The sequence below is a fragment of the Rhizomicrobium sp. genome (assembly GCA_037200385.1).
Taxonomy (GTDB): domain Bacteria; phylum Pseudomonadota; class Alphaproteobacteria; order Micropepsales; family Micropepsaceae; genus Rhizomicrobium.
The window spans coordinates 1,323,841-1,336,270 of sequence record JBBCGL010000001.1; the positions used below are offsets into that span (position 1 = coordinate 1,323,841).

Annotated in this window: 11 protein-coding genes; 10 read left to right on the plus strand and 1 reads right to left on the minus strand. The window is 65.9% G+C overall.

Going from position 1 to position 12,430, the window contains the following annotated elements:
- Nucleotides 1-10 precede the first annotated feature (10 nt).
- The 5 genes from WDM91_06410 to WDM91_06430 are packed head-to-tail and all read left to right on the plus strand — an operon-like array spanning nt 11 to nt 6,293.
- Nucleotides 11-283, plus strand: coding sequence for a sarcosine oxidase subunit delta (locus WDM91_06410; protein ID MEI9994207.1), 273 nt, complete (start codon nt 11-13; stop codon nt 281-283).
- Nucleotides 280-3,201 carry a sarcosine oxidase subunit alpha family protein gene (locus tag WDM91_06415; protein MEI9994208.1) on the plus strand — a complete coding sequence of 974 codons (2,922 nt, stop codon included), beginning with the start codon at nt 280-282 and terminating at the stop codon, nt 3,199-3,201. The genes WDM91_06410 and WDM91_06415 overlap by 4 nt, the downstream gene beginning before the upstream one ends.
- A complete protein-coding gene (locus tag WDM91_06420) occupies nt 3,194-3,730 on the plus strand; it encodes a sarcosine oxidase subunit gamma family protein (protein MEI9994209.1) in 537 nt (178 codons plus the stop codon). The genes WDM91_06415 and WDM91_06420 overlap by 8 nt, the downstream gene beginning before the upstream one ends.
- Nucleotides 3,727-5,166, plus strand: coding sequence for a serine hydrolase domain-containing protein (locus WDM91_06425; GenBank protein MEI9994210.1), 1,440 nt, complete (start codon nt 3,727-3,729; stop codon nt 5,164-5,166). The genes WDM91_06420 and WDM91_06425 overlap by 4 nt, the downstream gene beginning before the upstream one ends.
- On the plus strand, nt 5,163-6,293 hold the full coding sequence (locus WDM91_06430; GenBank protein MEI9994211.1) for a C45 family peptidase: 1,131 nt from the start codon (nt 5,163-5,165) through the stop codon (nt 6,291-6,293). Before WDM91_06425 ends, WDM91_06430 begins: the two co-directional genes overlap by 4 nt.
- Here the strand turns inward: WDM91_06430 and WDM91_06435 are convergent.
- Nucleotides 6,285-7,301 (minus strand): XRE family transcriptional regulator, encoded by a 1,017-nt coding sequence (locus tag WDM91_06435; GenBank protein MEI9994212.1) that lies wholly within the window; start codon nt 7,299-7,301, stop codon nt 6,285-6,287. The two genes, WDM91_06430 and WDM91_06435, sit on opposite strands and share 9 nt — an antisense overlap.
- On the opposite strand from WDM91_06435, the gene WDM91_06440 reads away from it, so the two are divergent.
- Genes WDM91_06440 through WDM91_06460 form a run of 5 tightly spaced genes read left to right on the plus strand, consistent with a single transcriptional unit; the run spans nt 7,276 to nt 12,420 of the window.
- Entirely contained in the window at nt 7,276-8,541 is a 1,266-nt protein-coding gene (locus WDM91_06440; protein ID MEI9994213.1) for an aminotransferase class III-fold pyridoxal phosphate-dependent enzyme, read from the plus strand. The two genes, WDM91_06435 and WDM91_06440, sit on opposite strands and share 26 nt — an antisense overlap.
- Complete coding sequence (locus tag WDM91_06445; GenBank protein MEI9994214.1) at nt 8,538-9,560, plus strand: DUF1611 domain-containing protein; 1,023 nt, start codon at nt 8,538-8,540, stop codon at nt 9,558-9,560. The genes WDM91_06440 and WDM91_06445 overlap by 4 nt, the downstream gene beginning before the upstream one ends.
- On the plus strand, nt 9,545-10,528 hold the full coding sequence (locus WDM91_06450; protein ID MEI9994215.1) for a dipeptide epimerase: 984 nt from the start codon (nt 9,545-9,547) through the stop codon (nt 10,526-10,528). Before WDM91_06445 ends, WDM91_06450 begins: the two co-directional genes overlap by 16 nt.
- A 3-nt stretch (nt 10,529-10,531) precedes the next feature.
- Entirely contained in the window at nt 10,532-11,491 is a 960-nt protein-coding gene (locus WDM91_06455; GenBank protein MEI9994216.1) for a 3-hydroxyacyl-CoA dehydrogenase, read from the plus strand.
- Complete coding sequence (locus WDM91_06460; protein MEI9994217.1) at nt 11,488-12,420, plus strand: 3-keto-5-aminohexanoate cleavage protein; 933 nt, start codon at nt 11,488-11,490, stop codon at nt 12,418-12,420. Before WDM91_06455 ends, WDM91_06460 begins: the two co-directional genes overlap by 4 nt.
- The last annotated feature ends 10 nt before the right edge of the window (nt 12,421-12,430 follow it).

Below are 12,430 nucleotides of genomic sequence, written 5' to 3' on the forward strand. Positions count from 1 at the left end.
GGGCCCAGCGATGCTTCTCATTCCCTGTCCTTATTGTGGTTCGCGGCCGGAAATCGAATTCCGCTATGCCGGTGCGGCCCATATCGAGAGACCGGCCGACCCCTCTTCCGCCGGCGATCGGGAATGGTCCGCGTTTCTGTACGAACGCAGCAATCCGCGGGGCGTCCACGCCGAGCGGTGGCATCACGCCCATGGCTGTGGACATTTCTTCAACGCGCAGCGCGACACGATGACGGATCGCTTCGTGACATCCGATGCGGCGGCCGGCGGGACCAGCCCATGAGCGGACCTTTTCGCATTGCGGGCGGCGCCCTGCTGGATCGCACGCAGCCCTTGCGTTTCTCCTTTGATGGCCGCAGCTACGATGGCTTCGCGGGCGACACGCTGGCGTCCGCCCTGCTTGCAAACGGCGTCCGTCTGGTGGCGCGTTCTTTCAAATATCATCGCCCGCGCGGATTGCTGACGGCGGGTTCCGAAGAACCCAACGGCCTGGTCAATCTCGGCCGGAGCGGGGGAACGCCCAATGCGCGCGCCACCATGGTGGAGTTGTACGATGGCCTGACTGCGAGCAGCCAGAATCGCTTTCCCAGCCTGCGCCACGACATCGGGGCGTTGGCCGGGCTGGCTTCCCCGTTCCTGGCGGCCGGGTTCTATTACAAAACATTCCTCTGGCCGCGCCGCTTCTGGCGCAGCGTCTACGAACCGCTCATCCGGCAAGCCGCCGGACTCGGCACGGCACCGGCGTCATCCGATCCCGATGCCTATTCCACCCGCTTTGCGCATTGCGATCTTCTGGTCGTCGGCAGCGGACCGGCCGGACTTGCGGCCGCCTCGGCGGCGATCGACCGCGGCGAGCGCGTCATCCTCTGCGAGGAAAGAGCCAATTTCGGCGAGACGCTTTTGGACGATCCGGATGCGAGCATCGGAGGCGTCCCTGCCGACGCCTGGCGAGAGCAGGCTCTCCGCGCGCTCCGCGCGGCGCCGCAGGTCCGGCTTCTGGCCCGCACCACGGCGTTCGGGATATTCGCGGACAACATGGTCGGGCTGTGCGAGCGGCTGACCGATCACGTCGCCCATCCCGATCCCCGGCTGCCGCGCGAGCGGCTCTGGCAGGTGCGGGCCAGGCGGATCGTCCTGGCCACGGGCGCGATCGAGCAACCGCTCGTATTTCCCAATAACGACCGGCCCGGCGTCATGCTGGCCGGCGCCGCGCGCGCCTATGTCCGGCGCTGGGGCGCGGCGCCGGGAACGCGCGCCGTCGTTGCGACCGCCAGCGACAGTGCGTGGGAGGCGGCTTTCGATCTGCACCGGTCGGGCATCACAATCGCCGTCATAGCCGATCTGCGCTCGCAAGTGCATGAGACGCTTCGCACCACCGCTCGCCGGCTGTCGATCGTCACGCAACTGAACGCGCGCGTGGACCGCGTCGCCGGCCACCGCCAAGTTCGCGCCATTGTCGTCAACGGGCGGCGGATTCCCTGCGACCTGGTTCTGACGAGCGCCGGCTTTGCGCCCGCCGTCCATCTCTATTCCCAAACCGGCGCGGGCCTGATCTACGACGAGGCCCGCCATTTCTTCCTAGCCGATCAACGTCACCCCGGCGTGCGCTGCGCCGGCGCGTGCAACGGAAGCTTCGTTCTCGACGAGATCGTGGCGGAGGGCTATGAGGCGGCCGCCGGTGACGTCAGCGGGCCGCGTCCGGCACGCACACACGGCACGTTTGCCTTGCCGAATATCGGTGAGGCGCGCGGCATGGCGTTCGTCGACCACCAGAGCGACGTGACGGTCAAGGATATCCGGCTCGCGCTGCAGGAGGGCTTTCGCGCGGCGGAGCACCTGAAACGCTATACGACGAGCGGCATGGGTGCGGACCAGGGCAAGACGTCGAACCTCAATGCCCTGGGGATCGCCGCCCGCACATTGGGCAAGCCGATCCCGGCGATCGGGCTGACCACCTTCCGCATGCCCTACACGCCCGTGAGCTTCGGCGCCCTGGCCGGCCGCGCGCGGGGCGCGCTGTTCGAACCGTTGCGCAAAACGCCCATCGACGGCTGGGCCGAAGAGCATGGCGCGGCTTTCGAGCTTCTCGGTGGATGGCGCCGCGCGCATTGGTTCGCGCAGCCGGGCGAAGATATGCGTTCGGCCGTTCGCCGCGAGTGCCGGACGGTGCGGTCCGCCGTCGGCATCTTCGACGCATCGACGCTCGGCAAGATCGAAGTCGCCGGCCCGGACGCGGCCGAGTTCCTGGAGCGCATCTACGTCAATACCATGCGCAAGCTCGAACCTGGGCGCTGCCGCTACGGGCTGATGCTGCGCGAGGATGGTTTCATTTTCGACGACGGCGTCGTCGGACGGTTTGCCGAAGACCGCTTCCATGTGACGACCACGACCGGCGGCGTCCAAGGCGTCCTTGCCCACATGGAAGACTATCGCCAGACGGAATGGCCCGAACTCAAGGTCTGGCTCACATCCACGACGGAGCAATGGGCGGTCATCGCCGTTCAAGGACCGAAGGCGCGCCAGGTCATCGAACCTTTCGTGCGCGACATCGAGCTTTCCGACGCGGCGATGCCGCATTTGAGCTGTCGCGACGGGCATTTCCTTGGCATTCCGCTGCGACTGTTTCGCGTGAGCTTCACCGGCGAGCGCGGCTACGAGATCAACGTTCCGGCCGGCTACGGTCGCAGCGTGTGGGAGAAGCTTTGGACCCGCGCAGCCGCGCTCGAAGGCACGGCGTATGGGACGGAGGCGATGCGCACGCTGCGCATGGAAAAGGGTTTTCTCATCGTCGGTCAGGATACCGACGGCAGCGTCACGCCGGCCGATGCCGGGCTCGGCCGGCTTGTCGGCAAGACGAAGCGGGATTTCATCGGCAAACGCTCGCTTGCGCGCAGCGGCCTCGTGGCCGCCGACCGCAAGCAGTTGGTCGGGCTGGCAACGGACGATCCCGCGATCGTGCCGGCCGAAGGCGGGCAGGTGGTCGACTGCCCGGCGCCGCCGCTCCGGACCCACGCCATCGGCCATGTGACGTCGTCTTGCTGGAGCGAAACCTTGCAACGGTCGATCGCCATGGCGCTGGTCGAGAATGGCCGCGCCAGGATGGGCGAACGTCTCTACGTCTCCGGCGAGCGCGGTTTTCATCCCGTTCGCGTCGCGCCGCTGCCATTCTTCGATCCCGACGGAGCGCGCCTCCATGGCTGAGCTCCGCACCGCATCCCGGGCATCGCGCCTGATCCTGCGCTGTGCGCGCGAACAGGCGATGGCAAATCCGTCGCTGACAAGCCTGGGCCTGCCCTTTGCGGTCGGCGAAACGGCGTCCGGCACCGATTTCGCGACGGCATGTCTTGGACCCGACGAGTGGCTTCTGACGATGCCGACGACGAAGACAGATGCTGTGAGGCAGGCCGTCATGGACGCGCTGTCGAGCCAACCGCACGCGCTCGTCGATATTTCCGATCGCGACATCGGGCTTCTTCTCACCGGCGAAGCCGTTGAGGAGATCCTGGCGAGCGGTTGCCCGCTCGATCTCGCCGCCTTCCCGGCAGGCCGTGCTGTGCGGACGGTGTTCAACAAAGCCCCGATTCTTCTCTGGCGGATTGATCCGTCCACCTTCCGCCTGGAGGTCGAGCGCTCGTTCGAGTCCTACATCCGAGACCTTCTTCGTATCGCGATCGACGAAGTCGGGGCTGATTCCGGAGCCCTGCGGACAACACATGAGGAGAATGCATGAGCGAAATGTTCGCAGAATCGATCGATGAAATGCTCTCGGCGGTATTCCGCAAGTTCGAGATTCCCGCCGCCTTTGCCGTCGCCGTCAAGGACGACGACGTCTTCATCAAGACGCATGGGCCGAAACGGCTCGGCGAACCCGCACCGGTCGGTCCGGGCACGGCCTTTTCGATCGGTTCCTGTTCCAAGGCATTTTGCGGCGCGGCGGCAGCGGCGTTGGTCGACGACGGCCTTGTCCGCTGGGACGAACCCGTCATCGACACCTTGCCGGAATTCGCGCTCGACGATCCCTGGATCACGCGTCACACGACGCTTCGCGACCTGCTGGGAATGCGCGTAGGCCTCAAGCGCGATGGCGCCTGCGAGTTTCCGTTCAACCCGACCCGTTCCTTGGCGGACTACCTCCCAATGATGGGCCGATTGGATCGCGTCGCCGGTTTCCGCGAAAAGACGTCGTACATGAATGGCGCTTATGCCGCTGCGGCTTTGCTTCTGTCGCGCAAGTCCGGCCTTCCCTACTCGGATCTGGTGCAAAAAAGGATTTTCGCACCGGCCGGCATGGCGCATGCCGTCTCGCGCACCGGCTTTCTGGGGCAGCACCCGGATCCCTTCACGCCGCACGTACGGCTGCACGACGAGCTTCTTCCCCTGCCCGCACCGCTCTGCGTCGGCTGGGAAGGATCGAGCGCGATCTATCTGTCGGCCGACGACGCGGCGCGCTGGCTCAAGCTGCAGATCGAGGGCGGCGCGGTGGGGGGCCGGCCGGTGATATCGCAGGCGGCGATGTCCGAGACGCGCGCGCCGCAATCCATCGATACGCCCGATCCGAACACCGGCGAGCAATTCTCGCTGTATGCGATGGGCTGGAGACCGTTCGATTACGGCGGCCGGCGCGTCTACCGGCACACCGGAAGCGAACTCGGCGCGACCACCATGGTGGCGTTCTGTCCCGAGGAGCGGCTTGGCCTCGCCTGCGTCGTCAACCTCTACAGCCCGGCATCGATTGCGGCCGTCTATCTGATGCTGGACGCCTTTCTCGGCGCGCCGCCCAAGGACTGGATCGACATCATGCACAAGAGCTTCGTCGAGCGCGTCGCGAACGCGATCGCCGACGTCAAGGAACGGTTTCCCGAAGGTGCGGTGCCCGGAGCGTCGCCGGACGGCGTGCAAGGCCATTATCACAGCCCGATCTATGGTAGCGCCGCAATCTATCGCAGCGATCGCGGCTTGGCGTTCGAAATGGAAGACCGCGCGATGCTGACGGCGGATCTGCTCCCCGTCGGCGAGGACGTCTTCGATCTCAAGCACCACGATGTCGGCATGGAGCAGGAGCTGCTCGGAGCCTATATGCGGTTGCGCTTCCTGCGTTCGGCCGGCCGCGTCGACGCGCTGGATCACGCCCTCTTCGGCCGCTTTGACAGGACATCCGCGCCATGATGACGAAAGATTTGCCGATCGTGGAACTCGCCGCCTCGCCGCGGAACAATGGCCGCGCGCATGGGGAAGCCCTGCGCGACAAGATCGCCGGCATTCTCGAACTGTGGCGCGCGACCACCACGCTTCCCGGCGGACTCTCGTTTCAGGATTTCATCGAACGCTTCCTGGCCGAAACACGTTTTACCGATCAGATACGGCACCACATGCCGCCCTTGATGGAGGAAATCGCCGGTATCGCCGACGGCGCGAACCAGCCCCCCGACCTGGTGCTGGCCTTCCAGTTCGGCGACGAGGCGCGCTGGTACCTGCGCGATCGCTTCGCGGAGCCGGCGCGCGGCGACCGCTGCAGCAGCCTCGGCGCCGTCGGCGACGCAAGCGGTGCGACCGTGATAGCGCAGAACATCGATGTCGGCGCCTGGGCCGACGGCGCGCAAGCCGTTCTTCGGCTGCGCGACGCAGTGACCGGCGGCGAGACGCTCATATTCACGGTCGCGGGCATGATCGGCATGAACGGAATCAGCGGCAACGGCATCGGGCTGTGCTGCAATACCCTGCTGCAGCTCGATCCCGATCCCGCCGGCCTGCCGGTCGCGGCGATCGTCCGCCGCACCTTGGCGAGCAGGGATTTCCAGGAAGCGGCGGAGTTTCTCAGGACCGTTCCGCATGCGTCGGGACAGAACTACCTGCTGGCCGGCCGCCACGACGTGATCAATTTCGAATGCAGCGCCGGCGGCGCGGTGCCGTTCCGGCTGGACGGCCGTTCGGATCGCGTCGTCCATACCAACCATCCGTTGATCAGCCCTTTCACCGCCCGCTTCGCGGACTGGCGCAAGAGAGCGCCCGACGCACTCGACGAGGCATTGGAAACCAGCAGCCTGCGGCGGCTCGAGAGCCTGAAGGCGCGATTCGCCGCGTCGCGGGGGCGATGCTCCGTCGGCGACGCGCAGGCCGCGCTGCGCGCGCGCGACGACCCGTCCTACCCGGTCTGCCGGGAAGCCGTCCCGGACGGCTGGATGACGATCGGCGCGACGGTCTTCGAGATCGGCGACGAGCCCGTCATGCATGTCGCTCCGGGCGCGCCCTCGCAATGCGAATTTCTCGCTCTCGCGGCCGCCCGTTCAGCCTGACTCGCCCTTGGCGTCCTTGCGTGCGGTCGGCCGCTGCAGGTGCTCGAATTCCGCGATGTTGGTCAGGCCCTGCGCCGCCAGCGCGCGCTCCATTTCCATGAACTTCTTGTCTTCCGAGGCGGTGACGACAATGCAGGTGGCGCGCTTGCCTTTAGGCGCCGTCAGATTGTGACGCATCCGGATGTCGAAATAGATGCTGTCGCCGGCCTTGAGCGTGCGGTTTTCGTAGAACTCGCTGTGAAAGATGATCGTGCCGTCCAGAACGTACAGAAATCGCTCCCCGTAATAATCGCCGAGTTCCAGCTTCGGCATGGCTCCGTCGCCGAGGATCTCGGCGAACGTCGCGATCATCAGCCTGTCCTTCACTTCGATGGCCAGCTGCCTGTGGCGGATATTGCGCCATTGAACGAGCTTTCCGTCGCTGCCGCGATCGATGGAGAACCGCGCAGAGGCCGCCATTCCGCGCGCGGAGGACGGCTCTTCGCGAAACAGCTCCGAGATGTCGCAGTCGAGCTTGCGGGCGACATCGACGAGCTTGTCGTAGGACAGCGACATCAGATCGTTTTCGATCTTCGACAGGCTCGACTGCGAAATGCCGATGACATCGCACATCTTGACCATGCTCCAGCCGCGGTCCGTGCGCAGCCGCTTCAGGTTGTGACCCAAGCTCGGTCCTGTTTCCTTGTCCGCCATGTTCGTCCTTTTCCCGACACCCATGCCCGATTGGGCCGCGGCACGGGCATGCGCGCTGGTTAGCCCAATCCCGGCGCGGCGTCGATGAACAAGCGGGCTATATTCTTTATTGACATAATTATTCCGAAATACGATACGATATGGCGAATTTGGTTTATCCTGCCCGCGACGGTGCCGCCACGATCCGAGGCACGTGAAGAGGAATTGCATGCCTATCGTAATGCCCGACGCGGAAGCGGCCTCGCGATCGCCGGCGTCCGCCGCTCTCTTCGCGCGCGCGCGCGCGGTTATGCCAGGCGGTAATTCGCGGCTCACGATTTTCTTTCCGCCTTTCCCACCCTACGCGGCGCACGGATCCGGCTATACGGTGACGGACATCGACGGTGTAGAGCGCGTCGACTTCATCAACAACTACTCTTCGCTGATCCACGGTCATTGCCCTGCACCGATCCAGAAGGCCGTGGGCGAACAGATCGCCCAGCTTTTCGCCGTGGGTCTGCCTACCAGGCAGGAAGTCGAACTGGCCGAATTGTTGTGCGCTCGCGTGGCGTCCATCGACCACATCCGGTTCGCCAACTCGGGGACGGAGGCAGTGATGCTGGCGATCAAGGCGGCGCGTGCCTACACCGGAAAAGCCAAAATCGCGAAGATCGAAGGTGCCTTCCACGGCGCCTATGACCCGACGGAAATCAGCCTCGCCTCGACGCCAAGCGATTGGGGCCCCGCGGATCATCCCGCCAGTGTCGCGCTCTGCCACGGCACACCGGTGTCGACGCTCGACGATGTCGTCGTCCTGCCGCAAAACGACATCGAGACGGCACGAAGACTGATCCGGGAAAACGCCGCCGCGCTGGCGGCCGTCATCGTCGATCCGCTCCCGTCGCGACTGAGTTTTGCCGCCGCCAGCCGCGATTTTCTCGCCATGCTCCGCGAGGAGACGACGCGGCTAAATTCCCTCCTCATCTTCGACGAGGTCTACAGTTTTAGGCTCGGTTACGGCGGCGCGCAGGAGGCGCTGGGGATACGGCCGGATTTGACCGCGCTCGGAAAGATCATCGGCGGCGGGTTGCCGGTCGGCGCCATCGGCGGAAGCCGGGACGCGATGTCGGTCTTCGCCTCGGAAGATGCCATGCCGCGTGTCGTGCACGGCGGAACCTACAATGCCAATCCGATAACGATGGCCGCCGGACTGGCGGCGATGCGGATGCTGACGCCCGATGCGTTGAACCGGCTCGATGGTCTGGGCGAACGGCTCCGCACCGGCATGCGCGATGTCGTGAAACGCCTTGGCATTGCGGCGACCGTGCGCGGCCAAGGCTCCCTCGCAAGCCTGCGTTTTTCCGACAAGCCGGCGGACGAGTACCGCGCCATGATGACGGACGGTGCCGATCGGGCGCTGGCGGCCCGGGTCCATCTCGGACTTCTCGACGAAGGTATCCTCTGCACGTCGACGCTCCTGTTCATCCTGTCGACGCCGATGAACGAGACGGTGATCGACACGCTGATCGAGCGTCTGGAAGCGGTCCTGCGCAAACAGACCGAAGCCGGCATATGAACGAGCTTCCAAGGCCATATCTGGTCTTCCTCGGCGATCTCGATGACGGACCCGCCGCCAAGACCGCCTACGGCATGCGTGACTGGGCGCCGGAGGCATGCATCGGACAATGGTCTTTGCCGGAAGGACGGGTCGATCTCGGCTTCGCGCAGCTCGATCCCCGCGAGGCCCGCGCGCGGGGCGCCCGCTCGCTCCTGATCGCTGCCGCCCCCTTTGGCGGCGGTCTTCCCGATCACTGGATTCCGCCGCTCCTGGAAGCGCTGCAAGCCGGCCTCGATATCGTCAGCGGACTGCACCTGCGACTGTCGTCCGTCGCCCCGCTCGCAGCAGCCGCGCAGGCGCAGGGGCGTGCGCTGTACGACGTCCGGCACGGCCAATACGAACGCAGCGTGGCGAGCGGGCGCAAGCGCACCGGCAAGCGGCTCTTGATGGTCGGCACCGACTGTTCCTCGGGCAAGAAATACACCGCGCTGAGCCTCGCGCGCGCGATGCGCAGGCAGGGCCGACCGGCCACCTTCCGCGCGACCGGCCAGACCGGAATCATGATCTCCGGCGGCGGCATCGCGGTGGATGCCGTCGTCAGCGACTTCCTGGCCGGTGTCGCGGAGCGTCTTTCGCCCGATTCATCGCCCGAGCACTGGGATGTGATCGAGGGACAAGGCTCGCTCTTCCATCCCGCTTATGCCGCCGTCACGCTCGGCCTGCTGCACGGTTCCCAGCCCGACGCGATGGTGCTGTGCCACGATCCGATCCGCAAGCACATCGGCAACTATCCGGACTACCCGCTGCCGTCTCTCACCGAAGCCATCGATCTCTATCAACGGCTCGGCCGCCTCACAAACCCCGCGGCGCGGTTCGTGGGCGTCAGCCTCAACACCTCGAAGCTCGGCACCGCGGAAGCGACCGCCACGCTTCGCGCGGTGGAGGCGGAGACGGGTCTTATCGCATTCGACCCGCTCAAAGGCGATCTCACGCCGCTGTTCGCCCGGTTGGACGAGACCGTATGCTCACCCTCCTGACCGGAGCAATCTCCTGGAGGCTGCGCGAACCGTTCACGATCGCGCGCGGGACGGCGTCGACCGCGGACGGCGTGCTCGTCGTGCTCTTCGACGAGGACGGCCATATCGGCAGGGGTGAGGCCTATGGTGTCAATTATCGCCACGAAACGCCCGATACAATGCTCGCCCAGATCGCTGCTGCGGCGGCGGATATCCGCGCCGGAATTGGTCGCCGGGAATTGCTCGGCCTCCTGCCCGCCGGCGGCGCGCGTTGCGCCGTCGATGCCGCGCTTTGGGATATCGAGGCCAAGCGTTCCGGCATTCCGGCATGGCGAAGCGCCGGCCTGCCTCCGCCCCTTCCGAAAACCAGCGCCGTCACGATCGGGATCGGCGATCCGGCCCGGATGCGCGCACGCGCCGCCGAACTTAGCCACCATACCGTGCTCAAGATAAAAGTGGACGCAAACGACCCCCTTTCGCTGCTCCAAGCAGTGCGTGAGGGCGCGCCGCGGCCGGCGATCATTCTCGATCCCAACGCCTCCTGGTCCATCGACTTGCTGAACCGCCTGCTGCCCCGATTGCGCGACCTGGGCGTTGTGCTGATCGAGCAGCCGCTGGCGCCGGAGGACGACGCGGCGCTGGCCGATATCCCCCGCGCCATACCGATCTGCGCCGATGAAAGCATCCACGGCCCCGGCGACCTCGATCGCATTGCGGGGCGATACGACGTCGTCAACATCAAGCTCGACAAAACCGGCGGCCTCACGGCCGCGCTCGACCTTGCCGATGCGGCGCAGGCGCGCGGATTCCGGCTGATGGTCGGATGCATGTGGGGAAGCTCCCTGGCGATGGCGCCGGCCGCGGTATTGGCGCAGCGCTGCCAGTTCGTGGATCTGGACGGGCCGCTGCTGCAGGTCGGCGATCACCAGCCTGCCATCCGGTACGACGACGGCCTGATGGCATTTCCGCAACGCGAATTGTGGGGCTGAGCGATGCGAAAAACGGTCGCTATTGTCGGTTGCGGCGTCATCGGGCGGAGCTGGGCGATCGTTTTCGCCCGCGCCGGCGCGCAAGTCAGGCTTTTCGACATCCAGCCGAAAGCCGCGCGCCAGGCCTTGCGGAAGGCGCGGCAGGCATTGCGTGCGCTGGAAATCGGCAAGACCGGCATCGAGACGATCATGGGCCGAATGCAAGCGGTGACCACGCTGGACGAAGCGCTGGACGGCGCCGACTACGTCCAGGAGAGCGTCGCGGAAAACGTAGAGGTCAAGCGCGGCATCTTCGAGCAGATGGATGCGATCGCCCCGCCGCGCTGCATATTGGCGAGCTCCTGCTCCGCCATCCCCCCGGCGGACTTTCTGGCGGGGCTGCCGCATGAGGAGCGCTGCCTTATCGCGCACCCGTTCAACCCGCCGCACCTGATCCCGCTCGTCGAGCTGGTTCCGGCGCCGAAGACGGCGCCCAAAACGATAGCCGAAGCGAAGCGCCTGCTGTCGCAAAGCGGGCAGCATCCCGTTCTGCTGAAGCGGCCCATCAAGGGCTTCATCGGCAACCGCCTGCAGGCGGCCGTCGTCAACGAGATCATGCATCTTGTCGCCGAAGAGGTGGCCAGCCCGGCGGACCTCGATGCCTGCCTGCGCTGGGGGCTGGGGCTCCGCTGGAGCCTGATGGGCCCGCTGGAGACCATGGACCTCAACGCCGATGGCGGGATCGCCGATTATATCGGCAAGTTCGGCAACGACTACCAAGCGCTCGGCGGCGAGCTCGGCTGTCGCGAAGCCTGGCAGGCGCGCGCGATCAAGACCGTGATCGAAGCCCGCCGTTCCGTTCTTCGGCTGGACCGCATCGGCGCGCGCGTCGCCTGGCGCGATCGCAACCTTCTGCGGCTGCGCGAACTGATCGAACCACACCCTGCCGGCAAGCGCTCGAAGCGAAAAGGGAGTCGACAATGAAAAAGGCCAAGAAGGTCATCGTCACCTGTGCGGTGACCGGCTCGATCCACACCCCCTCGATGTCGGCGCATCTTCCGATCACGCCGGAGGAGATCACGCGCGCCGCGGTCGAGGCCGCCGGGGCGGGCGCGGCCATCGTGCATCTGCACGCCCGCGATCCGCTGGACGGACGCCCGAGCGCCGATCCGGAATTGTTCCTGCAGTTCCTCCCGCGCATCAAGCAGCAATGCGGCGCGGTGCTCAACGTCACGACCGGCCATGGGCCGGGAATCTCCGTCGAAGACCGCCTGCGCGCCGCCAAGCGGGCGAGCCCCGAGCTCGCTTCGCTCAACATGGGCTCCTTCAACGCCGGCGTGATGCCGACCGATGCCGTCAAGGCCTGGCGATTCGACTGGGAAAAGCCCTATCTCGAGGCGTTCAAGGGCGGGATCGCGGCGAACAGCTACGAAACCATGGAACGGATCCTGACGGAGGTCGGGCTCGAGCACGGCACCCGCTTCGAATACGAATGCTACGACATCGGCCACCTCTATGCCCTCGCCTATTTCGCCGAGCGCGGCCTCGCCAAGCCGCCCTTCTTCATCCAGTGCATATTCGGTCTCATGGGTGGCGCCGGCCCGGATCCGCAGAATCTCACTTATATGGTGAACGTCGCCGACAAATTGTTCGGCGACGACTATTACCTTTCGGTATTCGCCGCCGGACGCCACCAGATGCGCTTCGTCACGCTCGGCGCGATCATGGGCGGATCGGTCCGCGTCGGGCTTGAGGACAGCCTGTACATCGCCAAGGGGCAATTGGCGACCAGCAACGCGCAACAGGTCGCGAAGATTCGCGGCATCCTGGAGGCCCTGTCGTTCGACGTGGCGACGCCGGACGAGGCGCGCGCGATGCTCCATCTCAAAGGCGCGCATGAGGTCGCGTTTTGACGGCGGCGCC

Bases quoted from the DNA above. Each gene is read 5' to 3' on its own strand.
- WDM91_06410 (MEI9994207.1), top strand. From the start codon at position 11: ATGCTTCTCATTCCCTGTCCTTATTGTGGTTCGCGGCCGGAAATCGAA.
- WDM91_06415 (MEI9994208.1), top strand. From the start codon at position 280: ATGAGCGGACCTTTTCGCATTGCGGGCGGCGCCCTGCTGGATCGCACG.
- WDM91_06420 (MEI9994209.1), top strand. From the start codon at position 3,194: ATGGCTGAGCTCCGCACCGCATCCCGGGCATCGCGCCTGATCCTGCGC.
- WDM91_06425 (MEI9994210.1), top strand. From the start codon at position 3,727: ATGAGCGAAATGTTCGCAGAATCGATCGATGAAATGCTCTCGGCGGTA.
- WDM91_06430 (MEI9994211.1), top strand. From the start codon at position 5,163: ATGATGACGAAAGATTTGCCGATCGTGGAACTCGCCGCCTCGCCGCGG.
- WDM91_06440 (MEI9994213.1), top strand. From the start codon at position 7,276: ATGCCAGGCGGTAATTCGCGGCTCACGATTTTCTTTCCGCCTTTCCCA.
- WDM91_06445 (MEI9994214.1), top strand. From the start codon at position 8,538: ATGAACGAGCTTCCAAGGCCATATCTGGTCTTCCTCGGCGATCTCGAT.
- WDM91_06450 (MEI9994215.1), top strand. From the start codon at position 9,545: ATGCTCACCCTCCTGACCGGAGCAATCTCCTGGAGGCTGCGCGAACCG.
- WDM91_06455 (MEI9994216.1), top strand. From the start codon at position 10,532: ATGCGAAAAACGGTCGCTATTGTCGGTTGCGGCGTCATCGGGCGGAGC.
- WDM91_06460 (MEI9994217.1), top strand. From the start codon at position 11,488: ATGAAAAAGGCCAAGAAGGTCATCGTCACCTGTGCGGTGACCGGCTCG.